The sequence below is a fragment of the Streptomyces sp. GMY02 genome, assembly GCF_019056675.1.
Classification (GTDB): domain Bacteria; phylum Actinomycetota; class Actinomycetes; order Streptomycetales; family Streptomycetaceae; genus Streptomyces; species Streptomyces odonnellii.
Genome location: NZ_CP077658.1, coordinates 2816703 through 2843555, shown reverse-complemented (window position 1 = coordinate 2843555; position 26853 = coordinate 2816703). Strand labels below are relative to the sequence as shown.

General features: G+C 72.9%; 14 protein-coding genes. 11 read left to right on the top strand and 3 right to left on the bottom strand.

Going from position 1 to position 26853, the window contains the following annotated elements:
• Nucleotides 1–36: 36 nt before the first annotated feature.
• From KQY30_RS11765 to moeZ, 8 genes are all read left to right on the top strand, one after another.
• On the top strand, nucleotides 37–1761 hold the full coding sequence (locus KQY30_RS11765; RefSeq protein ID WP_217306777.1) for an ABC transporter substrate-binding protein: 1725 nt from the start codon (nucleotides 37–39) through the stop codon (nucleotides 1759–1761).
• A gap of 50 nt (nucleotides 1762–1811) precedes the next feature.
• Nucleotides 1812–2831, top strand: coding sequence for an ABC transporter permease (locus KQY30_RS11760; protein ID WP_254407574.1), 1020 nt, complete (start codon nucleotides 1812–1814; stop codon nucleotides 2829–2831).
• Nucleotides 2828–3817: an ABC transporter permease gene (locus tag KQY30_RS11755; protein ID WP_217306776.1), complete on the top strand. Its 990-nt coding sequence runs from the start codon at nucleotides 2828–2830 to the stop codon at nucleotides 3815–3817. Before KQY30_RS11760 ends, KQY30_RS11755 begins: the two co-directional genes overlap by 4 nt.
• A 92-nt stretch (nucleotides 3818–3909) precedes the next feature.
• Complete coding sequence (locus KQY30_RS11750) at nucleotides 3910–5604, top strand: ABC transporter ATP-binding protein (protein ID WP_217306775.1); 1695 nt, start codon at nucleotides 3910–3912, stop codon at nucleotides 5602–5604.
• A gap of 189 nt (nucleotides 5605–5793) precedes the next feature.
• Nucleotides 5794–7680 carry a glycosyltransferase gene (locus KQY30_RS36350; protein WP_254407573.1) on the top strand — a complete coding sequence of 629 codons (1887 nt, stop codon included), beginning with the start codon at nucleotides 5794–5796 and terminating at the stop codon, nucleotides 7678–7680.
• Entirely contained in the window at nucleotides 7673–8806 is a 1134-nt protein-coding gene (locus KQY30_RS11735) for a hypothetical protein (RefSeq protein ID WP_217306774.1), read from the top strand. The genes KQY30_RS36350 and KQY30_RS11735 overlap by 8 nt, the downstream gene beginning before the upstream one ends.
• 265 nt (nucleotides 8807–9071) lie before the next feature.
• Complete coding sequence (locus KQY30_RS11730) at nucleotides 9072–10046, top strand: NAD(P)-dependent oxidoreductase (RefSeq protein ID WP_217306773.1); 975 nt, start codon at nucleotides 9072–9074, stop codon at nucleotides 10044–10046.
• A 144-nt stretch (nucleotides 10047–10190) separates the two neighbouring features.
• Nucleotides 10191–11369 (top strand): adenylyltransferase/sulfurtransferase MoeZ, encoded by a 1179-nt coding sequence (gene moeZ, locus KQY30_RS11725; protein ID WP_046497174.1) that lies wholly within the window; start codon nucleotides 10191–10193, stop codon nucleotides 11367–11369.
• Nucleotides 11370–11490: 121 nt separating this feature from the next.
• Here the strand turns inward: moeZ and KQY30_RS11720 are convergent, their stop codons facing one another.
• The 3 genes from KQY30_RS11720 to KQY30_RS11710 all read right to left on the bottom strand — a co-directional run bounded on the left by KQY30_RS11720 (nucleotide 11491) and on the right by KQY30_RS11710 (nucleotide 17855).
• Nucleotides 11491–13095, bottom strand: coding sequence for an alpha/beta hydrolase (locus KQY30_RS11720; RefSeq protein ID WP_217306772.1), 1605 nt, complete (start codon nucleotides 13093–13095; stop codon nucleotides 11491–11493).
• Between the two features lie 86 nt (nucleotides 13096–13181).
• Nucleotides 13182–14777 (bottom strand): alpha/beta hydrolase, encoded by a 1596-nt coding sequence (locus KQY30_RS11715; RefSeq protein WP_217306771.1) that lies wholly within the window; start codon nucleotides 14775–14777, stop codon nucleotides 13182–13184.
• Between the two features lie 135 nt (nucleotides 14778–14912).
• Nucleotides 14913–17855 (bottom strand): YbhN family protein, encoded by a 2943-nt coding sequence (locus tag KQY30_RS11710; RefSeq protein WP_254407081.1) that lies wholly within the window; start codon nucleotides 17853–17855, stop codon nucleotides 14913–14915.
• A 230-nt stretch (nucleotides 17856–18085) separates the two neighbouring features.
• Here KQY30_RS11710 and KQY30_RS11705 point away from each other — a divergent pair, with 230 nt between their 5' ends.
• The 3 genes from KQY30_RS11705 (at nucleotide 18086) to KQY30_RS11695 (ending at nucleotide 26846) form a co-directional block, all read left to right on the top strand.
• Nucleotides 18086–18544 carry an MGMT family protein gene (locus tag KQY30_RS11705; protein WP_302185311.1) on the top strand — a complete coding sequence of 153 codons (459 nt, stop codon included), beginning with the start codon at nucleotides 18086–18088 and terminating at the stop codon, nucleotides 18542–18544.
• A gap of 470 nt (nucleotides 18545–19014) precedes the next feature.
• Complete coding sequence (locus tag KQY30_RS11700) at nucleotides 19015–22668, top strand: ATP-dependent DNA helicase (RefSeq protein WP_217306769.1); 3654 nt, start codon at nucleotides 19015–19017, stop codon at nucleotides 22666–22668.
• A gap of 134 nt (nucleotides 22669–22802) precedes the next feature.
• Nucleotides 22803–26846, top strand: coding sequence for an ATP-dependent DNA helicase (locus tag KQY30_RS11695; protein ID WP_217306768.1), 4044 nt, complete (start codon nucleotides 22803–22805; stop codon nucleotides 26844–26846).
• Nucleotides 26847–26853: the final 7 nt, after the last annotated feature.

Here is a 26853-nt window from a genome sequence, read left to right as displayed (position 1 = left end):
ATTCCGCCCGCGCAGCAATCGAGAGGCTTTCTTCCCATGCGTCAACCGTCCGCAAGATCCCGCCGCCTGGCAGCGGCAGCCATCAGCCTGGCCCTGGCCATGGGCGCCGCCGCCTGCTCGGGCCCCCAGGACAACGATGCCAAGGCCGACGGCGCGAGCAAGGGCACGCCCCAGAAGGGCGGCAAGCTCACGGTGCTGAACACCGAGCCGCAGTCCGACTTCGACCCGGCGCGCCTCTACACCTCCGGCGGCGGCAACGTCCCCTCGCTGGTCTTCCGTACGCTCACCACCCGCAACCGCGCGAACGGCGCCGCGGGCACCAAGGTCGTCCCCGACCTCGCCACCGACACCGGGCGCCCCAACGCGGACGCCACAGAGTGGACGTACACCCTCAAGGAGGGGCTGAAGTACGAGGACGGCACGCCGATCACCAGCGCCGACATCAAATACGGCGTCGAGCGTTCCTTCGCCGCCGAACTCTCCGGCGGCGCGCCCTATCTGCGCGACTGGCTGGTGGGCGGCGCCGACTACCAGGGCCCGTACAAGGACCCCAAGGGCCTCGCCTCGATCGAGACGCCCGACGACAAGACCATCGTCTTCAAACTCCGCAAGCCCGAGGGCGACTTCCCCTTCCTGGCCACCGCCACCCAGTTCGCTCCGGTGCCGAAGGCCAAGGACGACGGGGCCAAGTACGAGGAGCACCCGGTCTCGTCCGGCCCGTACAAGGTCGTCAAGAACGAGGACGACGGGCGGCGCCTCCTCCTGGAGCGCAACCCCAACTGGTCGGAGAAGACCGACGACCAGCGGCACGCCTACCCGGACACCATCGATGTGCAGTCCGGTCTCGACTCGGCCGTCATCAACCAGCGGCTGTCCACCAGTTCGGGCCCCGACGCCGCCGCCATCACCACCGACACCAACCTGGGCCCGGCCGAACTCGCCCAGATCGGCAGTGACAAGGCCCTCGCCGCGCGCGTCGGCACCGGCCACTTCGGCTACACCAACTACCTCGCCTTCAACCCGAAGGTGAAGCCGTTCGACAACCCCAAGGTGCGCCAGGCGATTTCGTACGCCATCAACCGCACCAGTGTGATCAACGCGGCCGGCGGCTCCGCCCTCGCCGAGCCCGCGACGACCTTCCTGCCCGACCAGGCCGCCTTCGGCTACACGCCGTACGACCACTTCCCGGCGGGCAAGACGGGGAACCCGGCCAAGGCCAAGGAGCTGCTGAAGGAGGCCGGTTACCCGAACGGGCTGACCATCTCCCTCACCCACTCCACCGTGCAGAACCGGGAGACCAGCCCCGAAGTCGCCACTGCCGTGCAGGAGTCGCTCAAGCAGGCCGGGATCACGGTCAAGCTGGTCGGCCTCGAAGCCAACGCCTTCAACGAGGCGCGCTGGAGCGTCACCAAGTCGCCCGGCTTCTTCCTCTCCCGCTGGGGCGCCGACTGGCCGTCCGGCGGCCCCTTCCTGGCGCCGATCTTCGACGGCCGGCAGATCGTCAAGGACGGCTCCAACTTCAACCACGCCCAGCTCGACGACCCCGCCGTCAACAAGGAGATCGACGAGATCAACAAGCTGACGGACCTGGCCGCCGCCGCCAAGCGGTGGGGCGCGCTGGACAAGAAGATCGGCGAGCAGGCCCTCGACGTACCGCTGTTCCACCCGGTCTACAAGCGGCTGTACGGCAAGGACGTCAAGAACATCGTGATCAGCGACTGGACCGGTGTCCTCGACGTCTCGCAGGTCGCGGTCAAGTGAGTACGGTTCCCGATCTGCCGGCGTCCGGGGCGAAGGCGGGTGCCGCCACGGTGGTGCCCGCCGCCGCCTCGGACGCCCGTCAGGCCTGGCGGCGGCTGCGCCGGCGCCCCTCGGCCGTCATCGCCGCGAGCGTCCTCGGACTGCTCGTGGTGCTGGCGGTCGCGGCGCCGCTGCTCGCCGCCGCCGAGGGCCAGGACGCGAACACCTACCACGACGCGCTGGTGGACTCGGCGCGCGGCGGGGTGCCGATCGGCTCGTTCGGCGGGGTGAGCGGCGACCACTGGCTCGGGGTCGAACCGGGCACCGGGCGCGATCTGTTCGTACGGCTGCTGTACGGGGCCCGGGTCTCGCTGCTGGTCGCCGTGGGCGCCACCGTCGTGCAGGTGCTGATCGGGATCACGGTCGGTCTCGCCGCGGGGCTGGGCAACCGGCTCCTCGACACCGTGCTCAGCCGGTTCACGGATGTGATGGTCGCGCTGCCCATGCTGGTGCTCGCCATCGCCCTGACCGCCGTCGTACCGGCCGACTTCCCGCGCCCGCTGCTGCTGATCCTGGTGATCGGACTGCTCAACTGGGGCGCTACGTCCCGGATCGTACGGGCGCAGACGCTCACCCTGAAACAGCTCGACTTCGTCGCCGCGGCCCGGCTCGCGGGATCCGGGCGCTGGCGGGTGGCGCGGCGCGAGCTGCTGCCCTCGCTGGCCGCGCCCGTCATCACCTACGCGGCGATCCTGCTGCCCATCAACATGGTGATCGAGGCGTCCCTGTCCTTCCTGGGCGTCGGCGTCAAACCGCCGACGCCGTCGTGGGGACAGATGCTGTCGAGCGCGCAGACCTGGTTCCGCGCGGATCCGATGTACGTACTGCTGCCGGCCGGGATGCTGTTCGTGACCGTGCTCGCCTTCACCGCCCTGGGTGACGCGGTACGGGCGGCACTCGACCCGCGTGAGGCGGCGCGGCTGCGGGTCGGGACGCGGGCGTCGTCCCGTGGCCGGACCACTCGTACCGCACGCGCCGCGGCCCCCGGGGCCGCCACGGCAGCCGATCTCCGCAAGGACGCCTCCTCATGACGCGCTATCTGCTCAAACGGCTCGGCGGCGCGGTGCTGGTCCTGCTCGTGCTCTCCGTCGCGATCTACGCGCTCTTCTACCTGGCGCCGGGCGACCCCGCGCGGCTCGCCTGCGGCGACCGGTGCAGCACCCAGCAGGTCGAGCAGGTGCGTCAGCAGCTCGGTCTCGACGAGTCGGTCTACGCGCAGTACGCGCACTTCCTCCAGGGCATCGTCGCCGGGCGCGACTACTCCACCGGCACGGCCGTGCTGCACTGCGACGCACCCTGCCTCGGCTTCTCGTACCAGACCGACCAGCAGGTCACCGCGCTGATCCTGGACCGGCTGCCCGCGACCGCCTCCCTCGCGGTGGGCGCGATGGTGATCTGGCTGGCCGTCGGAGTCGGCACGGGACTGCTGTCCGCGCTGCGGCGCGGCGGGATCACCGAGCGTGCGCTGACGCTGCTCACGCTGGCGGGCACGGGCACGCCGGTGTTCATCCTCGGGCTGCTGCTCCTGATGGTGGTCTGCGCGTACTTGCAGTGGCTGCCGTTCCCGACGTACGTACCGCTCACCGAGGACCCCGAGCAGTGGGCGTGGAACATGCTGCTGCCCTGGCTCACCCTGGGCTTCTTCGAGAGCGCCAAATACGCCAGGCTCACCCGCAGTTCGACGCTGGAGACGCTGGCCGAGGACCATATCCGCACCTTCCGCGCCTATGGCGTGGGGGAGCGGGCGGTCGTCGGGCGGCACGCGCTGCGCGGGGCCGTACCGCCGGTCATCGCGCTCAGCGCGCTGGACTTCGGCACGGTGATGGGCGGGGCGGTGCTCACCGAGTCCCTCTTCAACATTCCCGGGATCGGCAAGACACTGATCGACGGCGTGCGCGAGATCGATCTGCCGGTGGTGGTCGGGGTGGTGCTGGTGATCGGCGCGGCCGTCGTGCTGGCGAACGTGGTGGCCGATCTGCTGTACGCGGCCGCCGACCGGAGGGTGGTGCTGCATTGACTCGCGTAACTCCCGCGGCTTCCGGGACTCCGGAGACTCCCGCGGCTTCTGGGACTCCTGCGGCTTCCGGGGCTCCCGCGACGGCGAGCCTGGTGGAGGTCGACGGCCTCACGGTGGACTTCGCGCCGGGGGAGGAGACCGTACGGGCCGTCGACGGGCTGTCCTTCTCGCTGGCCGCGGGACGGGCGATCGGCCTGGTCGGCGAGTCCGGCAGCGGCAAGAGCACCGTCGCGGGCGCGCTCCTCGGACTGCACCGCGGCACCGGCGCGCGCGTCGGCGGGACGGTGCGCGTGAACGGTACGGACGTGGGCACCGCGTCCGACCGTGAACTGCGCGCCCTGCGCGGGGCGGTGGCCGCGATGGTCTTCCAGGACCCGCTCTCCTCCCTCGACCCGTACTACGCCGTCGGCGACCAGATCGCCGAGGTCTACCGGGTCCATACCGCCGCCACCCGGCGGGCCGCCCGCGCGCGGGCCGTCGAGGTGCTGGACCGTGTGGGCATCCCCGACGCGGCGCGCCGGGCGGACGCCAGACCGCACGAGTTCAGCGGCGGTATGCGCCAGCGCGCGCTCATCGCGATGGCGCTGGCCTGCGAGCCGCGCCTGCTGATCGCCGACGAGCCGACCACGGCCCTGGACGTGACCGTCCAGGCCCAGATCCTCGATCTGCTGCACGATCTGCGGCACGAGACCGGGATGGGGCTGCTGCTGGTCACCCATGACGTGGGGGTCGCGGCGGAGAGCGTGGACGAGGTGCTGGTGATGCGGCACGGGCGCGAGGTGGAGCGCGGTCCGGTCGCGGAGGTGCTGGGCGCGCCGCGGGAGACGTACACGCGGGCGCTGCTGTCGGCGGTGCCACGGGTGGACGGGCCGGTGGTGCGGGGCTCCGGCGGGACGGCCGAGGCGTCCGGGGCTCCGGGCCGGGCCTCGGGCGGGGCGTCCGCCGTGGGGGATGTGCTGATCGAAGCGGTGGATCTGCGGCGGGAGTTCCGGCGGGGGCGGCGGAACGTCAACGCCGTCGACGGGGTCTCGCTCACCGTCGGCGCCGGCGAGACCCTCGGCATCGTCGGCGAGAGCGGCAGCGGCAAGACCACCCTGGGCCGGATGCTCGTACGGCTCCTCGATCCGACCGAGGGGCGGCTGCGCTACCGGGGTACGGAGATCGGGGCGGCGCCGGAGAAGCAACTGCGGCCCTTCCGCCGCGAGTTGCAGATGATCTTCCAGGACCCGGTCTCCTCGCTCAATCCCCGCCGGTCGGTGGGGGAGTCGGTGGCCGATCCGCTGCGGGCCGCCGGCGTGCTGGACGAGGACCGCATCGTCGGGCGCGTACGGGAGCTGCTGGAACGGGTCGGGCTCGATCCCGACCGGTACGACCGCTATCCGCACGAGTTCAGCGGGGGACAGCGCCAGCGGGTCGGTATCGCCCGGGCGCTGGCCGCCGAGCCCCGGCTGATCGTCTGCGACGAACCCGTGTCGGCACTGGATGTCACCACCCAGGCGCAGGTCACCGCGCTCCTCGCGGAACTCCAGCGGGAACTCGGCCTGGCGCTGGTCTTCATCGCCCATGACCTCGCGGTCGTACGGCAGGTCAGCGACCGGGTCGCGGTGATGCGGCACGGCAGGATCGTGGAGCAGGGGACGGTCGAGGAGGTGTACGGGGCGCCCTCCGACCCGTACACACGGCAACTGCTCGCCGCCGTGCCCGCACTCGATCCGGTGCTCGCCGCCGAGCGCCGTGCGGCGAGGAAGACGCTGCCTCCGGTGGCTGAGAAGGTCACCGCCGTCTGACCCTGTGTAGCCGGACCGCTCCATAGCGCAACAAAACGCTACCGGTCCGGGAAAGTTACGTGCATTCACCCCTTCCGGTGGCGCGACGGACAACCGTCCGTCGCGCCACCGGCATATCCGCTTACGGTCGTCCCGCTGCGAGTCGCCGGCCAACGGCGGCTGCCCACAAGGGAGATCGGGGGTGTGCTCGTGCGGATCGGACTGCTTACGGACGGTGGGTATCCGTATGCGACGGGTGAATCCAGGCTCTGGTGCGACCGGCTTGTGCGCGGGCTCGTACAGCACGAGTTCGACATCTACGCGCTGAGCCGCAGCGCGCGCCAGGAGGCACGCGGCTGGATAGAGCTGCCACGCCGGATCCAGCGGGTGCGCACGGCGCCGCTCTGGGCGCCGGCGGACGTCGGGCGGGGGTACGGGCGGCGCGACCGGCGGCGCTTCGCGGACCACTTCGGCCGGCTGGTCACGGCTGTCTGCTCGGAGCCGGGGCGTACGGGTGCCGAAACGGTTGGGGACGCGGGCGGCGGGGGCGGCGTGCCGGGCGGACCGGCGTTCGCGGCGGGTGCCGGGGGGTTCGCGGCGGGGCTGTACGGGCTGGCCGATCTGGCGAGGGAGCGGGGCGGGCTCTGCGGCGCGCTGCGTTCGGAAGGCGCGGCCCGGCTGCTGGAGTCCGCCTGCCGCGCACCCGGCGCACGCCGGAGTGTGCAGTCCGCGACCGTGCCCGACTTCCTCGCCTTCACCGAGCGGCTGGAGCGCGCCCTGCGCCCCCTCTCGCTGGACTGGTACGACGACGAGACGCTGGGCGCGGCCGATCTCTGCCATGCCACATCGGGCGGCTCCGCGGCCCTCCCCGGGCTGTTGGCCAAACGCTTCTTCGGGGTGCCGCTGCTGGTCACGGAGTACGGCGTACAGCTCCGGGCGCACTATCTCGCGAGCGCGGGCCTGGGCGGCGCTCCCGCGGACACGGCCCTGCTGAGTGCGCCGGTGCGCGCGCTGCTCGCGGCCTTCCAGCGGCTGCTGGCCGCCGAGGTGTACCGGCAGGCGGGTGTCATCACCCCCGGCAACACGCATGCGAGGCGGTGGCAGGAGCGCTGCGGCGCCGACCGGGCCACGCTGCGCACGGTCTACCCCGGTATGGAGGCGGAGCGTTTCTCTGCGGTGGGCGAGGGTGCGGCGGGTGGCGGCACGACGGGTGGCGGCGCGGCCGGTGGCCGCGCGGCGGGTCGGGGCGGGACCGGTGCCGGTGCCGGCCCGGTGACAGGCGGGAAGCTGGGCGGCACGGAGCCGACCGGCACGGAGCCGACCGGCGGGGGGATCAGCGGGGATCCGGGGACTCTTGTCTGGGTCGGCAGGATCGAGCCCGCCAAGGATCTGGTCTCCCTGCTCCATGCCTTCGCCACGGTCCGCGCGGCCGAGCCGGGCGCGCGGCTCAGGATCGTGGGCGGCCCCGCGCAGGGGCCGGGAGCCGCCGCGTATCTGGCGCACTGCCGGGCCCTCGCCGCGCAGCTCTTCCCCGACGAGGCCGCCGACGCCCACTCGGTCGGTGACAACCCCGTCTCCTTCGAGGAGATCGGCGGACCGGAGGCGCCCGAACTGCCCGACGCCTATGCGGCGGGCGAGGTGGTCGTGCTCTCCAGCGTGGTCGAGGGCTTCCCGATCAGCCTGGTCGAGGCGATGTTCTGCGGGCGCGCGACGGTCTCCACGGATGTCGGCGCGGTCGTCGAAGTCATCGGCGGTACGGGGCTGGTCGTGCCCCCGCGCAATCCACGGGCGCTCGCGGACGCCTGCGTCGCGCTGCTGCGCGACCCCGAGCGCCGTGCCCGGCTGGGGGCGGCGGCGCGCGCCCGCGCCCTGGAACTGTTCACCGTCGAGCAGAACCTCGCGGCGTTCCATGAGATCTATCTGAGGTTGATCTCGCACGATCCCGTACGGCGCGCGGCGGACGGGGCGCCCTTCGCGCACCCGGCCGAGATGTACGCCCCGGTCCGCTGGACCGCCGGCCGTCCGGTGCCGCCGAGGCGCGCGCGCACCGGCGCGCGCGCCGGTGCGGGAGTGAAGGCGGGGCGGGGCGATGTTTGAGGAGGCGAAGCCCGCCGTCCGGCCCGGGACACGCGGTACCGCCGACCCCGTCAAGGGGCTGCTGCACCGGCACAGGACGCTGTGCGAGCGGGCCGTCGACCCGCTGGAGATCGCGGCCGGGCTGGAGGCCCACGGGATCACCGACCGTACGGCCGCCCGCTTCCGGCACCGCGATGTCTTCTCGCTCGCCGAAGAGCTGTACGCACGCGTCCCGCACGGCGGGGAAGCGGCGGCAGGAGCAGCGGGCGAGGCGTTCGCTCCGGAATCCGCGAGCCCGGCGCAATCCGCGCGCCCGGCGCACAGAACCGGAACGCGCCGCCTGGCCGACTGGATGGTCCTCACTCTGCTGCCCGGAGCCGTGGCCTCCCTCACCCTCGCCGGACTTGAGCACACCGCCGGCCAGGGCCATCTCGCCGTGGGCCTCGCGGGATCCCTCGCCCTCACCGGGACCCTCGCCGCCTGCCTCCGCCGCGGGCCGCTGCGCGCGGAAGGCCGTACCGTCCCCGCCGCGGGCCTCTGGGTCCACTGGCTGCTGGCCTATCTCGTCTGCGGCGACGGACTGCTGGACGCCCTGGTCACCGGTGGCCCCGACGGCCCCTGGCCGGCCACCACCACCCCGCTGACCGCGCTGGCGTGCGCTGTCGCGCCCGCCGCCTGGTGCGCCCACCTCTTCTCCGTACGGTCCCGGCGCCGGCTCGCCGAGAGCCACGGGCTGGCCGACTTCACGGCCGGGGCGCGGCCCCTGCTGCTCGCTCTGGTGGCGCTGTACGCGGGCGCGCTCACCGCGCTCGCTACGGCCGCCAACCTGGTCTTCGACGAGGACGGCGCGCCCGCGGCCATCGTCGCCCTCGGCACGCTCTTCCTGCTGGCCCGGCTGCTCACGGTCCACGGTTTCCCGCACGCCGCGGCCACCGGACTCGCCGCCGCCTCCGCCGTGGAGGTGCTCGCCTGCGCGTCCGTGCTCGCGGGCCGCTTCCCCGGCTGCGATCAGCTCGCCGTCCCGGTCACCCACGCGGTCCAGGCCTGGGGTCCGGCGTCCGTACCGGCCCTGGCCTGCGGAGCCGCCGCGCTCGGCCTGCTCGTACACGCCGCCGTCGCCCTCTCCCGGGCCTCGGCGCACACCTGACCCGGCACCCGAAGAAAGCACGCGGCAAGCACTGACGGAACGACTGAGAGATCGCACTCAGAGATCGCACCAACACTCAGAGATCGCACCCAGAGAACGCCCGAAGAAAGCCCGCGGAGAAGACCCCGGCACCCCGAGACACCCCCGCACCCCAAGACCCACCCGGCATCACCCCCGGCACCACCACGAAGGAGACACCAGACATGACCCCGCAATCCCCAGCGCAGGCCCACACCACGGCCCGTCGGCACGGAAGGGCGGCGCGATGAGGGTCCTGCTGCTCGGTGCCAACGGTTTCCTCGGCCGCTTCGTGGCCGACCGGCTGCTCGCCGACCCCGCCGTGCACCTCACCGCGCTCGGCCGCGGCGACGACGCCGACGTACGGTTCGATCTCGCGGGCGGCAGCCCGGGAGCCCTCACCCGCTTCCTGGACGCCGTGCACCCCGGAGTCGTGATCAACTGCGCCGGAGCCACCCGCGGCGGCGCCCGCGAACTCACCCGGCACAACACCGTCGCCGTCGCCACCGTCTGCGAGGCCCTGCGCCGCAGCGGCTGCGGCGCCAGACTCGTCCAGCTCGGCTGCGCCTCCGAGTACGGCCCCTCCCCGCACGGCTCGTCCACCGCCGAGGACGCCGTACCGCGCCCCGGCGGCCCGTACGGTGTGAGCAAGCTCGCCGCGTCCGAGCTGGTCCTCGGCGCCGGGCTCGACGCCATCGTGCTCCGGGTCTTCTCGCCCGTCGGCCCCGGCACCCCCGCGGGCTCCCCGCTCGGCCGGCTCGCGGAGGCCATGCGCCGAGCCATGCAGGCAGGCGACGGCGAGCTGAAGCTCGGCGGGCTGGGCGTGCAGCGCGACTTCGTCGACGTACGGGACGTGGCGCGCGCCGTGCACGCCGCCTCGCTCTCCGCCGCCCAGGGCATCGTCAACATCGGCACCGGCCGGGCGGTCAAGCTCCGGGACGCCGCCGCCGTCCTGGCGAGAGTCGCGGGCTATGCCGGAGCCCTGCACGAACTGGACCTGCCCCCTGGCCCGGTGCGCCCCGGCCACGCCACCATCGGCGCCCCCCGCAGCGAGCCGGCGCCCGAGCACATCGGCGCGGGCCCCTTCCCGTACCCCGACGGCTGCGGCGCCTGGCAGCAGGCGGACGTACGTACCGCCCGCGACCGGCTCGGCTGGCGTCCCCGGATCAATCTGGAGGAGTCCCTCGCCGACATCTGGATGGAGGCGGCATGCCGTATCTGACCGGCCGGTTACCGGCTGACCGGTTAGTGGGACGAAAGCGTCTCGCGGGCCGGACCGGGTGTCTCGGAATGAGAAGGGCCGTGGCAGTGTTGCACGAAGAGCAACTCCATTCGAACCATCGGCCAACCCCCTGTTGAGGTCCCTGTGTCGCTGCCACCCCTGGTCGAGCCCGCCGCCGAGCTGACCGTCGACGAGGTCCGCAGGTACTCCCGCCATCTCATCATCCCGGACGTCGGGATGGACGGACAGAAGCGGCTGAAGAACGCGAAGGTGCTGTGTGTGGGTGCCGGAGGTCTCGGTTCCCCGGCTCTGATGTACCTGGCCGCGGCCGGTGTCGGCACGCTCGGCATCGTGGAGTTCGACGAGGTCGACGAGTCGAACCTGCAGCGCCAGATCATCCACAGCCAGGCCGACATCGGCCGGTCGAAGGCCGCGTCCGCGCGGGATTCCGTTCTCGGCATCAACCCCTATGTGAACGTGATCCTTCACGAGGAGCGGCTCGAAGCCGAGAACGTGATGGAGATCTTCTCGCAGTACGACCTGATTGTGGACGGCACGGACAACTTCGCCACCCGCTATCTGGTCAACGACGCCTGCGTGCTGCTGAACAAGCCGTACGTCTGGGGCTCGATCTACCGCTTCGACGGGCAGGCCAGCGTCTTCTGGTCCGAGCACGGCCCGTGCTACCGCTGCCTGTACCCGGAGCCCCCGCCGCCGGGCATGGTGCCCTCCTGCGCCGAGGGCGGCGTGCTGGGCGTGCTCTGCGCGTCCATCGGCTCGATCCAGGTGACCGAGGCGATCAAGGTGCTCACGGGCGTCGGCGAGCCGCTGGTCGGCCGGCTGATGATCTACGACGCCCTGGAGATGCAGTACCGCCAGGTCAAGGTCCGCAAGGACCCCGAGTGCGCGGTCTGCGGCGAGAACCCCACCGTCACGGAACTCATCGACTACGAAGCCTTCTGCGGTGTCGTGTCCGAGGAGGCGCAGGAGGCGGCGGCCGGTTCGACGATCACTCCCAAGCAGCTCAAGGAGTGGATCGACGACGGCGAGAACATCGAGATCATCGATGTCCGTGAGCCGAACGAGTACGAGATCGTCTCGATCCCCGGCGCCCGGCTGATCCCGAAGAACGAGTTCCTGATGGGCACCGCCCTGGAGACCCTGCCGCAGGACAAGAAGATCGTCCTGCACTGCAAGACGGGTGTCCGCAGCGCGGAGGTGCTCGCGGTGCTGAAGTCCGCCGGGTTCGCGGACGCTGTGCATGTCGGCGGCGGAGTGATCGGCTGGGTCAACCAGATCGAGCCGGAGAAGCCGATCTACTAGACCTCGCAGATCCCGCGGGTCATGTGAAGGGGCCGGTCCACGCGATGTGGACCGGCCCCTTCGTATGCGTGCGGTACGTACCGGATGCCTGGATGCGGTGTGTACGGGTACGTACGGCCGCTCAGGAGCAGCTCTTCCCGGACTCCGGCACCGTTCCCCGCAGGAAGTAGGCGTCCACCACCCGTGTGATGCAGCGGTTCCCGGTGGTGTACGCGCCATGGCCCTCGCCCTCGAAGGTGAGCAGCACGCCGACCCCCTCGCCCAGCTCCCCGACCATCCGCTCGGCACCCTCGTACGGTGTCGCCGGGTCGCCCTTGCCGCCGACCACCAGGACCGGGGCCGCTCCCGGCGCCGCCACCTCCGGTGTCTCGTACGCGCCCGGGACCGGCCAGTCCGCGCACCAGCCCGCCAGGTCCCAGGCCAGGTAGGGACCGAAGACCGGCGACACCTTCCGGAAGTCCGCCAGCAGCCGGGACCGTACCTCGTCCGCGCCGACCCGGCCCTTGGCGTCGGCACAGGATATGGCCCGTTGGGCATGGTGCGCGGTGCTGTAACTGCCCTGCCCGTCACGGTCGTTGTACGAGTCGGCCAGCCGCAGCAGCGCGCTGCCGTCCCCGTTCTCGGCGGCCTCCAGGGCGTCCGTCAGCAGCGGCCAGGTGTCCTCGCCGTACAGCGGGGCGATGATGCCGGTGAGCGCGAGGCCCTGGGTGAGGGTGCGGCCCATGGAGGTCGGCAGCGGTTCCTGGTCCAGCCGGTCGAGCAGCTTCACCACCCGCGCGGTGCCGCTCCGCGCGCCGATGCCACGGCTCTTGAAGTAGTTGTCGAGGGCGCGCTGGAAGCCGAGCGCCTGGTTGCGGGAGTGGGCGGTGTAGCCGGCCGTCGGGTCGACCACCGCGTCCAGGACGAGCCGCCCCACCTTCGACGGGAACAAGTGGGCGTACACACCGCCCAGTTCGGTGCCGTACGAGAAGCCGAAGTAGTGCAGTTCGCGGTCGCCGAGGACCTGGCGCATCAGATCCAGGTCCCGGGCGGCGCTGGTGGTCCCGACGTACGGCAGCACCCGGCCCGAGCGTTTGAGGCAGCCCGCCCCGAAGGCCCGGGAGTCGTCGAGGAAGATCTTCTCCTCGGCCGGGGTGTCCGGGGTGGAGTCGATACGGAGGGACTGTTCCGTCTGCTTGCTGTCCCGGCAGACCACACCGGCGCTCTCGGCGACTCCGCGCGGGTCGAAGCCGACCAGGTCGTACCGCTCGTGGAGCGCTTCGAACAGATCGGCGGCGCCGGGCAGGGTGGCGACGCCGGAGCCGCCGGGGCCGCCGAAGTTGAAGAGGAGCGAGCCGATCCGGTCGGCCGGTCCTTCGGCTTTCGAGCGGATGAGGGCGATCCCGATGGTCTCGCCGGCCGGTGCGGTGTAGTCGAGGGGCGCCCGCAGGGTGGCGCACTGCCAGCCGGAGCCGGGGGGCTTCGCGTCGCTGCCGCGGGCCTTCTCGGGGGCCGGGCAGCGGTACCAGTCGAGCTTCTGCCCGGTGAGCGCGGCGGGGAGCGGGGGCAGTGCCGGTCCCGGGCCCGCTTTCTGATCCGCTGTCGCGGGAGCGGTGGTGGCGGCGACGGGGGTGGCCGCTCCGGGGTCCGGCGGGGGGTCGTCCGTACCGCCGCCGCATGCGGCGAGGGCGCCGGTGAGAAGCAGCGACGCCATGGTCAGGGCGGCTATTCGGGTACGTCTGGGCATCCGTCAATTCAAGCCCGTCCGTGAGGTGAGAACAACTGAGGTCGGGCACTTGGCCCTTCGCCCTTCGCCCCGGAGCCGCGGTGGCCTCAGCGGCAGACCGTGCCCGCCGCAGGCACCTTGCCGTTCAGCAGATAGCCGTTGACGGCCCCCTGCACACAGGGGTTTCCGCTGTCGTACGAGCCATGGCCCTGGCCGTGGTACGTGATCTCCACCCCCACGCCCTTGCCCAGCGCGTCCGCCATCGCCCTGGCACCCGCGTACGGTGTGGCGGGGTCACCGGTGTTGCCGATGACCAGGATCGGGGGCGCGCCGGGCGCGCTGACGTCCGGGTGCGTCCACTGCCCCGGCACCGGCCACTTGGAGCAGCTCATCAGCCCCCAGCCCAGGAAGTCCCCGAAGACGGGCGAGGCCTTGCGGAACTCGGGGAGCTTCGCCCTGGTCTGCGCCACGGTGTAACGCTCCTTGGAGTCCACACAGTTGATGGCCGTGTTGGCCGCCTGGAGATTGCTGTAGTTGCCGTTCTCGTCGCGCCCGTTCATCGCGTCGGACAGCGCGAGCAGCAGTGCGCCGTTGCCGCCGTCGGCCTCGTCGAGCCCCTGTTCCAGATACGGCCAGAACTCCTTCGAATAGAGCGACTGCGCAATGCCGTTGGTCGCCTGGGTCTGGGTCAGTTTCCGGGTGCCGAGGCCCGCGATCGGCTTTTTGTCGAGCCGGGCGAGCAGTCCGGTGATGAACCCCTCGATCTGCTTCGGGGTGGTGCCGGGCAGTTTGCAGGCGGGGCCGCGGGCGATGCAGTCCTTCTCGAAGTTGGTGAGGGCGAGCTGGAAGCCCTTGGTCTGGCCGAGGGAGCCCTGTTCCGCGTTCTGCTTGGGGTCGACGACGGCGTCCAGCACCGCGCGGCCCACGGACTTCGGATACAAGTGGGCGTAGACGCCGCCCAGTTCCGTACCGTACGAGATCCCGAAGTAGTGCAGCTTCTTGTCGCCGAGGACCTGCCGCATCAGGTCCATGTCGCGGGCCGCGTTGACCGTACCGACGTACGGGAGCGACGGGCCGGAGCGCTTTTCGCAGGCCGCCGCGTAGGAGGCGAGGCCCTCGGTGAAGGTCTTCTCCTCGGCGGCGGTGTCGGGCGTCGCGTCCTGGGCGTAGTACGCGTCGAGCTGCTGGTCGGTCTTGCACTTCACCGGGTCGCTGCGGCCCACCCCGCGCGGGTCGAAGCTGACCAGGTCGTACCGGGAACGCAGCTTCTCGTAGTCCGGCGCGAAGGACGGCAGCGCGGTGACGCCGGAGCCGCCGGGGCCGCCGAAGTTGAAGAGGAGCGAGCCGATCCGGTGGGCCCGGTCGCCGGCCCTGCCGCGGATGAGGGCCAGTTCGATCTTCTCGCCGGCCGGCTTGCCGTAGTCGAGCGGGACCTTCATCGAGGCGCACTCCCACGGGATGCCGCCGGGCAGCGGGGACGGTGCCGTACCGCCGCCCTCGGTGGCCGAGGGGGCCGGGCATGCCTTCCAGGACAGCCGCTGGGCCGCCAGGTCCTGCGGCGTGGCCAGGGCGTTCGCTCGACCGTTGGAACTCGCGCCCTCGGCGCGGCCGGCGCTGTCGGAGCATCCCGAGGCGGCCAGCAGGGCGACGGCGGTCAGGGCGGCGAGCGTCGCCGTACCGCGCCGGGTGCAATGGGTCGGCATGGTCCCATCGTGCGCCGCGGGGGCGTGGGCCGCGCGGGGCGACGGCCATGCGAGTGGCCTCGGACAGGGACGAGAGGTCCTACAGCGCCCCCGGCCTCCGCACCGGCCTTCGCACCGGCCTCCGCCGGACAGGGCCTACAGCGCCCCCCTGCGCGTCAGGTGGTTGAAGCAGACCCAGCCGGGCAGCACCGGCAGCCACAGCGTCAGCAGCCGGTACAGCAGCACCGCGGGCGCGGCGATCTCCTTCGGCAGGCCCACCGCGATCAGCCCCAGCGTCAGCGCGCCCTCGATCGCGCCCACTCCGCCCGGGGTCGGCGCCGCCGAGCCGAGCGCGCTGCCCGCCAGGAAGACCACCGCGATGCTCGCGTAGCTGAGCTGCTGGTTGCCGTTGTCGAACGCCCGGATCGACGCGTCCAGACACATCACGAACACACAGGTCAGCAGCAGCATCCCGCCGATGCCCGTGACCAGCTTCACCGGCCGCTGGAGCACATCCAGCATGCGCGGCACCACCCCGGCGAACAGCGACCGCAGCCGGGTCACCACGAACTTCCGCAGGAACGGGATGGCGGTCACCACCAGTACCAGCACCGCGACCGTCAACAGCCCCGCGATCACCGTCCTCGAAGGGGTGAGGGAGGCCGACTTCTCCGTACCGGTCAGATAACCGAAGGACAGCAGCAGCAGGATGTGCGACCCGAGCCCGAAGAGCTGCGACGCGCCGACACTTGCCACCGCGAGCCCCGGGCGTACGCCCGAGCGCTGGAGGAACCGGGTGTTCAGCGCCACCCCGCCCACCGCCGCCGGTGCGACGATCTTGACGAAGGAGCCCGCGACCTGCGCGGCGACCGTCTTGCGGAACGGCACCCGCTCCGGCACAAAGCCCAGCAGGCTCATCGACGCGGCGATGTAGCTGAGTGTCGAGAAGGCCGCCGCGGCGGCCACCCAGCCCCAGTGCGCCTGGCTGACGACCGTGTTGAAGTCGAGCTGCGTCAACTGCGTGAGCAGGAAGTACCCGGCGATCGCCCCGGCGATGAAACTGATCAGCGTCCGGGGCTTGATCCGTTCGAGCCTGACCGGTTCGACGGGCGCCTGCGGCCTGATGAGCAGCACCTGCTGCCGCATCTGGGAGAGCAGGTCCTCCTCGCGTGCCTCGTCGAGCGCGTCGTCTATCGCCCGCTTCTCGGCCTGTTTCTCGGCGCGCAGGGACTTCCGTACGGCCTTGCGGTCACCGTCCTCGGCCGCGCTCTCCGCCGCTCTGGCGCGCTTGTTCATCTCGGACGCCGCGAGGACCGCCTCACGCTCGCGCTGCGACCGCTCGCGGGCGAGACGGCGCAGGGTCGCGCGTGTGGAGCGGCTCAGCGCGATCGGCTGGAGCAGCGGCAGACAGTCGGCGACGGCGTCCGGGCCGATCACCTCCACCGCGGCGGCGACGGAGCGCTCCGCGCCCACCCGCAGCCCCATGGTGGTCAGGAGCTGGGCGGTGTCCATCCGCAGCACCAGATCGCCCGCCGCGATCTCGCCGCCGCGCAGCTCGGTGAGGATCACCTTCCCCGAGCGGTCCACGACCAGCGCGTCGCCGGTCAGCCTGCGGTGCGCGATACGGCGTGACTGGAGCGCCTTCACCTGGTGCCAGGCGTTCCGCACCAGCTCGTCGGTGACCTCCGAGTCCGGCAGCGAGTCCAGGGACCGGGCGCCGAGGTGCTCGTACACCAGCATGACGGCGTCGGGACCCAGCTCGGAGGTGGCGATCAGCTTCGGGGCGTTGGCCCCGGCGGCGATCGCCGCGTACGCGAGGAGCGCCTCCTGTTCGAGCGCCTGGCGCAGGGAGGGGATGGAGCTGCCGGTGGTGATGGAACGCAGCGCCATGCGCCGCCAGACCCGGTAGAAGAAGCCCTGCGCCTGCTGCTCCCGGTCGACGACGGTCACATCGAGCGGCGGGCCGTCCTCCAGGGAGACCAGATAGCGGCGGCCCCGGTCGCCCTGGTCGGCGGAGTCGGCGATGTCCTCGGCGCGCATCGCGTTGACCGGGCGGAAACCGACATGGCGCAGACCCGCCATCAGGGTCTGTCCGGTGGGCCGTACGTTCGGGGAGCCGACCGTGTAGAGCGTGCCGTACGCGACGGTCCAGCCGATCAGCACGGTCAGGATGATCGAGAACGGTGTGGTGTACCCCGCGACCAGCATCGCGAAGGCGTCCAGCAGCAGCACCACCCAGAGCACGACCCGCCACCGCGGCCTGCGGGCCATTCCCACGGCCGTCATATAGGCGATGACGGGGGCGAGATAGCCGTGTACGGGATCGGTGAGCCCGGCGCCGAGCTGGGGGCGGGTCAGCGCGTCCTGGATCGAGTCGGGGGCGGATCTGGCGACCCAGAGGTCGGTGGCGAGGGTCACGCCGTGGGCCAGTACGGCGGCGAGGACGCCGTCCGCGATCCGCAGCCCGTCGCGCTTGATCAGCCGCTCGATCGCGAAGGCGACGGGGACGAGCAGCACGGCGATGCTGGAGACCAGTCCCGCGACCTTGGCCAGCAGGTCGGGGGCCTGTCCTGTGCCCTTGGAGATGTCCTGCTCCAGCCCGGTGGTGGTGCCGTGGGCGAAGGCGGAGAGACCGAGGAGGAGGACGATGGCGAGGATGCCGACGAGCAGGCGCAGGAGGTCGGAGGGGCGGTGGACGCGGGCGGCGAGCAGGGGCTCGTCACCGGAGAGCCGGTCGGCGGGGGTGGCGCCGGTCTCGTCGCAGGTGTTCCGGGCCGCTGGGGCTCCCTGGGCGTGCTGGGCGTCTTGGGCGGGTGCGGGCGGGGGTGCGCCCGGCGGGGGGTTCGCGGTGTCGGTGTCGGTGCCGACGCCGTTGCCGGTGATGCCCGTGCCGACGCCGTTGCCGGAGGGGCCCGTGGGACCGGTGGGGCGCGGGTCCGCCGGGTCGGCCGGGGGGCCGACGGCAGGGCCGGCGCCGGGGTCGGCGGAGGGCTCGACCGCACCGGCCCGGGCTCTCCTCACCGGCTTCCGGACTGCCTCCCGGACCGCTTCCGGGCGCGGTTCAGCGCCGGAGGTGTCCGCCGTCGCAGATGGCTGCACGGCACGCTCCTCCGCCGAATCCGTCTCTTCTTGATCTCGTATCACCAGTCACCGCCGGGACGATGGTGGCACGAGCCGACGACAGACGGGGGCATCAGGGTGCATTGCGGGGGCTCGGGGCGGGTGAGATGCGCCCCTTTGCGACTGTACGTACACAGGGTGACCGGTCGGATGCACTCCGATGTGGACAACTGGAGGGGCTGTCGGTGGGGTGCGGCAGGATGGGCCGGATGAGGAACGAGAAGCGTGGGCCGAGGGCCGAACCGACCCGGGAGCCACCGGGGGAGGGGCTCGGGGAGCTGTCGGAGGAGCCGCCGGGTGAAGGGTCCGGAGAGCCGTCCGAGCTGCCCGACTACGCGGAGCGGGTGCTGGATGTCGCGGAGCTGATCCCGGCCGGGCGTGTGATGACGTACGGCGATGTCGCGGAGTGGCTCGGCGAGGGCGGCCCGCGCCAGGTCGGCCGGGCCATGGCCCTGTACGGCGGTGCCGTGCCCTGGTGGCGGGTCGTCCGCTCGGACGGCATGCTGCTCCCGGGACACGAGCTGTCGGCCCTGGCCCACTATCGCGAGGAGGGCACCCCGCTGCGCGAGGCGGCGCGGAGCGCGGAGGGGCATCTGCCGCGGCTTGACATGAAAAGGGCACGCTGGGACGGCGCGGACCCGGGCGCGGACGGTTCGGCTCACATATGACAGCTTCAGCCATACGACGGCGGACCGGGGAGCCCGGAGCGGGCGCGGAAGGCCGTACGTCCCGGACGAAGGCGTACGCCGGGGCGCGCGGACGGGCGCACGCGGGATCGTACGGACCGGACGGCCGGGTGTACGGCGTGCGGCGGCGGTACGGGGCGTACGGCGGACCCGGCGGGCCGGTTCGCGACGCGTGGCGGGTTCGTGAAGCGTGCGGGGTTCGTGAAGTGTGCGGGGTTGGTGAAGCGTACGGGGTTCCTGAAGCGTGCGGAGCCGCCGACGGCCCGTCGTATCGGCTGTACAGGCGTCCGGGGCCGTTCCGCGCGTGCTCCGCGCCGTCCCCCCGGCGGTTCCGGCGGAAGCGGGACTCCCTGCGTTCCGGCCGCCCGACGGCGTAGCGTCGTCGGCGCGCGTCACGCGTGCCCCAGGCACCCCCGTCACCACCAGCACCCTCTCCAGGACCGGCGATCCACGTGAGTTCCTCCTCCTCCACCGGGCGTACCCCGCACCGTCGGGTACGGCAGCGGACCCCGGGCGCGTACCGGCTGGTGCGCACGCCGCCGGTCCCGGTGGATCCCCCTGAGCTGGACGCAGCCCAGCGCGGGGTGGTTGACCACGAGGCGGGGCCGCTGCTGGTGCTCGCGGGCCCCGGTACGGGCAAGACCACCACGCTCGTCGAGTCGGTCGCGGCGCGGGTCGGGCGGGGCGCGGATCCGGAACGGATCCTGGTGCTCACCTTCAGCCGCAAGGCGGCGGTGGAACTGCGCGACCGGATGGCGGTCCGGCTCGGCGGCAGACGCGGCCCGCAGGCGACGACGTTCCACTCGTTCTGCTACGCCCTGATCCGCGCGCACCAGGACGCGGATCTCTTCACCGAACCGCTGCGGCTGCTCTCCGGCCCCGAGCAGGACGTCGCGGTACGGGACCTGCTCGCGGGCCAGATCGACCTGGAGCGCGAGGGGCTGGGGCGGGCGGGGTGGCCGGACGAGCTGCGCGCCTGTCTGACGACGCGCGGGTTCGCCGACGAGGTGCGGGCGGTGCTGGCACGCAGCCGTGAGCTGGGCCTGGGCCCGGACGCGCTGGCGGCGTTCGCGCGGCGCACCGGGCGTCCCGACTGGTCGGCCGCGGCGTCGTTCCTGGCGGAGTATCTGGACGTCCTGGACATGCAGGGCGTGCTCGACTACGCGGAGCTGGTCCACCGGGCGGTGCTGCTGGCCCGGCGGCCCGAGGTCGCGGAACGGCTGACCGCCCAGTACGACGCGGTGTTCGTGGACGAGTACCAGGACACCGACCCGGCGCAGGTACGGCTGCTGCGCGCGCTGGCGGGCGGGGGGCGCACGCTGGTCGCGTTCGGCGACCCGGACCAGTCGATCTACGCGTTCCGGGGCGCGGATGTGAACGGCATCCTGGACTTCCCGTCCGCCTTCCCACGCGCTGACGGCCGCCCGGCGCCGGTGGCGGTCCTCACCACGTCCCGCCGCTCGGGCGCGGCGCTGCTGGCGGCGACCCGGCTGCTGACGCGCCGTATGCCGCTCACCAGGCTGCCCGCGGAGAAGGTACGGGTGCACCGGGAGCCGTCGCCGGTACGGGAGGGCGGCCGGGTCGAGACGTACACCTTCCCGACCCCGTCCACGGAACTGGACAACATCGCCGACATCCTCCGCCGCGCCCACTTGGAGGACGGCGTCCCCTGGACCGACATGGCAGTTCTGGTCCGCGCCGGCGGCCGCACCATCCCCGCCATCCGCCGAGCCCTCACCTCGGCCGGCGTCCCCCTGGAAGTGACGGGCGACGCGGCCCCCCTCCGCCACGAACCAGCGGTGTCCCCACTACTGACGGCACTGAGGGCAGTGGCAGTCGCGGCCCTGGACAGGTCACCGGGCCCGGACGAATCAGCGCCGGGGGCAGACGTCCCGGGGGAGCTGCCGGACGGCGCGGCGCCCGACGGGGCGGTGGCTGGCGCCGTGGTGGCCGGCTCGGCGGACGGGGTCCAGAGCGACCCGGCTTCGGCACCCGATGTCCCCCGGGACACGGCGGTCGGCGCTCCGGGCGTCCCGGAGGGCGGTCCCGCGGCCGGGGTTTCTGACGGCCCGGTGGCCGGATCGACGGACGCTTCCGTGCCGGAGGTTGACGCCCCGGGCGCTCCGGCAGGCGCGCCGCCGGGCGGCGAGGCCGCCTCAGGGGACGCCGGCACCCCGGCCTCCGCTGGCGCGGGGGCCGGTCCCCAGACCGGCGAGGCCATGGCGCCCGCAGGTGGGTGGCTCGATACCGAGACTGCTCTTGCCCTGCTCTCCTCGCCCCTCGGCGGCATGGACGCCGCCGATCTGCGGCGGCTCGGGCGGGCGTTGCGCGATGAGGAGCGGGCCGGGGGGAACCGTACGCCCGCGCCGTCCGACGTACTGCTCGCGCGGGCGCTCGCCGAGCCCGAGCGGCTGGTGGCGCACGATCCGGCGTACGCCCGCGGCGCGCAGCGGCTCGGCGCGCTGCTGCGCAAGGCGCGCGAACTGCTCGAAGGCGGCGGCACCGCCGAAGAGGCCCTCTGGGAGCTGTGGGACGGCACCACCTGGCCCGGCCGGCTCGAACGGTCCGCCCTGCGCGGCGGCGCGGCCGGCCGTAACGCCGACCGCGACCTCGACGCCATCTGCGCCCTCTTCGACGCCGCCGCCCGCGCCGAAGAACGTACCGGCGGCCGCGGCGCCCTCAACTTCCTGGAGGAGCTCGACGCCCAGGACATCGCCGCCGACACCCTCAGCCGCCGCGCCGTACGCCCCGACGCCGTACGCCTGATGACGGCCCACCGTGCCAAGGGCCTCGAATGGCGGCTCGTCGTCGTCGCAGGCGTGCAAGAGGGCCTCTGGCCCGACCTCCGGCGCCGCGGCTCCCTCCTGGAGGCCGACAGGATCGGGCGCGACGGCCTCGCGGAACCCCTCACTCCGGGCGCCCTCCTTACAGAAGAGCGCAGGCTGTTCTACGTAGCCGCGACCCGCGCCCGCGACCGCCTCGTCGTCACCGCCGTCAAGGCACCCGCCGACGACGGCGACCAGCCCTCCCGCTTCCTCACCGAACTCGGCGTCGAGCCCAGGGACATCACCGGCCGCCCCCGCCGCCCCCTCGCCGTCGCCCCCCTCGTCGCCGAACTGCGCGCCACCACGGTCGACCCCGAGGCCGCCCCCGCCCTGCGCGCCGCCGCGGCCCGCCGCCTCGCCCGGCTCGCCGCGCTGACCGACGAGGAGGGCCAGCCGCTCGTGCCGTCCGCGCACCCGGACCGCTGGTGGGGGCTGTACGAACCGACCCGCAGCGAGGTCCCGCTGCGCGACCGGGACAGGCCCGTCGCGCTCTCCGGCAGCGCCCTGGAGCAGCTCGCCAACACCTGTGCGCTGCAATGGTTCCTGGGCCGCGAGGTGAAGGCGGACGAACCGGCCACCGCCGCCCAGGGGTTCGGCAATGTCGTCCATGTCCTGGCCGACGAGGTCGCCTCCGGCCGCAGCCCCGCCGACCTCGCCGTCCTCATGGAACGGCTCGACTCCGTGTGGGACGCGCTCGCCTTCGACGCGCCCTGGAAGTCGCAGCAGGAGAAGCAGCACGCCCGCGTCGCACTCGAACGCTTTCTGCGCTGGCACGTCATGGACCGCGGCCGTTCCCCCGCCGCCACGGAGCACGGCTTCGACGTCACCCTCGAAGCGGGCGCGTACGAAGTACGCATCCGCGGCTCCATGGACCGCGTCGAACAGGACGGCGAAGGCCGCGCCTACGTCGTCGACTTCAAGACCGGCAAGCAGGCGCCCACCAGGGACGAGGTGGCCCGCCACCCGCAGCTCGCCGTCTACCAGCTCGCCGTCCGTGAGGGCGCGCTGGACGAGGTCTTCGACGGCCGCCGTCCGGAGCCCGGTGGCGCCGAACTCGTACAACTGCGCCAGCCCGCCCCGCAGAAGGAGGGCGGCGATCAACTCCCCAAGGTCCAGGCCCAGGAGCCGCTGGCGGGGGAGTGGGTCGGCGAACTGCTCACCACGGCGGCGGGCCGCGTCCTGGACGAACGGTTCACCCCCACCACCGGCGGCCACTGCGCCAACTGCGCCTTCCGGGCTTCGTGCAGCGCGCGGCCGGAGGGGCGCCAGATCGTGGAGTGATACGGCAGATCGTGGCGTGATACGGCGCGGGGCACGGCCAGGGGCGTACGGCCAGGGGCCGGCGTGAAGCCGGCCGGACCCGGTGTCAACAGGGCCACCCGGCACTGTCAGTGGTGCCGGATAGCCTCTCAGACATGTCCGTACATCTCACCGATCCCGAGCAGCTCAAGGAGCTCCTCGGCATCCCCTTCACCCCGGAGCAGACGGCCTGCATCACCGCGCCGCCCGCCCCGCAGGTCATCGTGGCCGGAGCCGGCTCCGGCAAGACGACGGTGATGGCCGCCCGGGTGGTGTGGCTGGTGGGCAGCGGACAGGTCGCCCCCGAGCAGGTCCTCGGGCTGACCTTTACCAACAAGGCCGCGGGCGAACTGGCGGAGCGCGTCCGCAAGGCGCTCGTACGGGCCGGGGTCACCGACCCCGATGTCATCGACCCGGACCACCCCCCGGGCGAGCCCCGCATCTCCACGTACCACGCCTTCGCGGGCCGGCTGCTCACCGACCACGGCCTGCGGATAGGGCTGGAGCCGACCGCCCGGCTGCTCGCCGACGCCACCCGGTTCCAACTGGCCGCGCGGGTGCTGAGGGAGGCGCCGGGACCGTACCCCGCCCTGACCAAGACGCTCCCCGCCCTGGTCAGCGATCTCCTCGCGCTCGACGGCGAGCTGGCCGAGCATCTGGTGCGTACGGACCGGCTCGGCGCGTACGACACCGAGCTGCTGACCGTCCTGGACGGCGCCCGGCTCAGCAACGCCGAGCTGCGCAAGGCGCCGGAGACGGTGGCGGCCCGGCGCGAACTGCTCGATCTGGTACGGCGCTACCGCGAGGCCAAGCGCGCCCGCGACCTCCTCGACTTCGGCGACCAGATCGCGCTCTCCGCCGAGCTCGCCGCGACCAGACCGGAGGTCGGCGCACTGCTCAGGGACGAGTTCCGGGTTGTTCTGCTCGATGAGTACCAGGACACGTCCGTCGCCCAACGGCTGCTGCTCGCCGGACTGTTCGGCGGCGGCACCGGGCACGCGGTGACGGCGGTCGGCGACCCCTGCCAGGCGATCTACGGCTGGCGCGGCGCCTCCGTGGCCAATCTGGACGACTTCCCGGAGCACTTCCCTCACGCGGACGGTTCCCCGGCGGCCCGCTTCTCGCTCAGTGAGAACCGCCGCAGCGGCGGCCGGCTGCTCGATCTCGCCAACGATCTGGCCGGGCCGCTGCGCGCGATGCACGAAGGCGTCGAGGCGCTGCGCCCCGCACCCGGCGCGGAGCGCGACGGGGCGGTGCGCTGCGCGCTGCTGCCCACGCACGCCGAGGAGATCGAGTGGCTCGCCGACTCCATCGCGCACCTCGTGCGTACGGGAAAGGAGCCGGGCGAGATCGCCGTACTGTGCCGGACGGCCGGGGACTTCCCGGAGATCCAGGGCGCGTTGGTGGCGCGCGAGGTACCCGTCGAAGTCGTGGGCCTGTCCGGGCTGCTGCACCTCCCCGAGGTCGCTGACCTGGTCGCGATGTGCGAGGTCCTCCAGGACCCGGGGGCCAACGCCTCTCTCGTACGGCTGCTCACCGGCCCTCGCTGGCGGATCGGGCCGCGCGATCTGGCGCTGCTGGGCCGCAGGGCCAGGCTGCTGGTCCACCGGGGCGGCGGCGAGGACGGGGCGGACGACCTCGACGCGCGGCTGGCCGCGGCGGTCGAGGGCACCGACCCGGCCGAGGTGATCTCGCTCGCCGACGCCCTCGACACCTTCCTGGAACCGGCCCGCGCCCCGGAGGACGGCCTGCCCTTCTCCGCCGCCGCCCGGGTCCGCTTCGCGCGCCTCGCCACCGAACTGCGCGAACTGCGCCGCTCCTTGGCCGACCCCCTGATGGACGTCCTGCACCGTGTCCTGGCGACCACCGGCCTGGAGGTGGAACTCTCCGCGTCCCCACACGCCCTGGCCGCCCGCCGCCGCGAGACGCTGAGCAACTTCCTCGATGTCGCGGCCTCCTTCGCCGCGCTCGACGGGGAGGCCGGGCTGCTGGCGTTTCTGGGATTCCTGCGGACGGCCGTGCAGTACGAGAAGGGCCTGGACAACGCGCTGCCGGGCGGCGAGAACACGGTGAAGGTCCTCACCGCGCACAAGTCCAAGGGCCTGGAGTGGGACGTGGTCGCCGTGCCGGGCCTGGTCGCGGGCCAGTTCCCCAACAGCCGGGCGCGCGAGGCCTGGACGTCCCAGCCGAAGGTCCTCCCGCACGCGCTGCGCGGCGACGCGGCGACGCTGCCGGATCTGGAGTCCTGGGACGCGAAGGGGCTCAAGTCCTTCAAGGAGGCGATGAAGGAGCACCAGAAGACGGAGGAACTGCGTCTGGGCTATGTGACCTTCACCCGCCCCCGCTCCCTGCTGCTCGGCTCCGGCCACTGGTGGGGCCCGACCCAGAAGCGGCCCCGGGGGCCCTCGGACTTCCTGCACGCGCTGTACGCCCACTGCGAGGCGGGCCACGGTGAAATCGAAGCCTGGGCGGACGCCCCGGAGGACACGGACGAGAACCCCGCGCTGCATACGGCGTCCACGGCGCACCCCTGGCCGCTCCCGCTGGACCCCGAGTCGATGGCTCGCCGCCAGGAGGCGGCGGAAACGGTACGGAGGTACTTGGCGGAGTTCCAGCACGAGGACGGCGACGCGGCGTCCCCGGCCGACGCCTTCGGGCCCGAGGCCCCGGCCGACCGGCTGGACCTGGACGATCCGGGCCCGGTCGGCCGGTTGGACCTGGATGATCCGGACGACTCGCTGCCGCCGGCCGACCTGTTCGGCCCGGACGACTTGCTGCTTTCGGCCGACCCGGCCTTGGACGGCCGGTCCGTATCGGACGGTACGGAGCCGACCGACGCGGAGCCGGCCGACATGGAGCAGGCCGACATGGAGCAGGCCGACGCGGCGCTGTCCGGCGCGGCGTCGGCCGACCGGGGCCGGACCGGCCTCTTCGACCCCGACGACCCGGCGGACATGGTCGAGCCGGACGATCCCGGCCAATGGTTCGCCCCGGATGACCCGTTTGTGCCGGACGATTTCTTCGCGGCGGACGATGCCGCGCCGGTCGACCCCGGTCCTGGCCCCGGTTCCGGCCTCGCCGATCAGGGGTCGGCCGACGACGACCTGTCCGGCGAGGACTTCTCCGGCGACGACCTGTCCGGCGACGATCCGGCCGACTGGGACGTCTGGCCGTCCCGCGCCCCGCGCGGTGCCGTCCCCGGGCCCCGCACCCCGGGCAGCGGCGAGGGCGCGTGGGACGCCGGGAGCGGGCACCCGGGGGCGGGAAGCGGCGGGGCCGCGGAGAGAATCCCCGCCCTCACCCCGGAGGAGACCCGCACCCTCGCCTCCTGGGACCGCGATCTTGACGCCCTCACCGGCGAACTCCGCCGCGCCCGCGCCACCGTCCGCGACGTCCACGTACCCCCGTCCCTCTCCGCCTCCCAGCTCCTCCGCCTCGCCGCCGACCCCGACGCCTTCGCCCAGGACCTGGCCCGCCCCATGCCGCGCCCGCCGCAGCCCGCCGCGCGCAGGGGCACCCGGTTCCACGCCTGGGTGGAGTCGCGGTTCGAGGAACTGCCCCTGCCCATGCTCGGCCCCGACGAACTGCCCGGCGGCGCGGACGACGAGCCGGAGATCGCGGACGAACGCGACCTGGCCGCGCTCAAGGCCGCCTTCGAGCGCACCCCGTACGCCCGCCGCACCCCGTACCGCGTGGAGGCACCCTTCCACCTCACCCTGGCGGGCCGCGTGATCCGCGGCCGTATCGACGCCGTCTACCGCCATGCCCGTACCGACCCGGCGACCGGCGCGGAGGCGTACACGTACGAGATCGTCGACTGGAAGACCAGCCGCGCCCGCACCGCCGACCCCCTCCAGCTCGCCGTCTACCGCCTGGCCTGGGCCGAGCAGCACGGCCTTCCGCCGACCGATGTGACGGCCGCGTTCCTGTACGTACGCAGCGGAGAGGTCGTACGCCCCGACCACCTCCCCGGCCGTCCGGAGCTGGAACGTGTCCTGACCGGCGAGATATCCGATCCCGATGCCCGGCACGACAAGTCGTCGCATCCAGCACATCCGGTGCAACCGGCACATCCGGACGAGGTGGGACGTTCATACGATGCCCCCGGCGCGCCCACGGACGGGGGATCCCTGGAACCGGCAGACGAGACCGCTCCCTGAGCCCGTT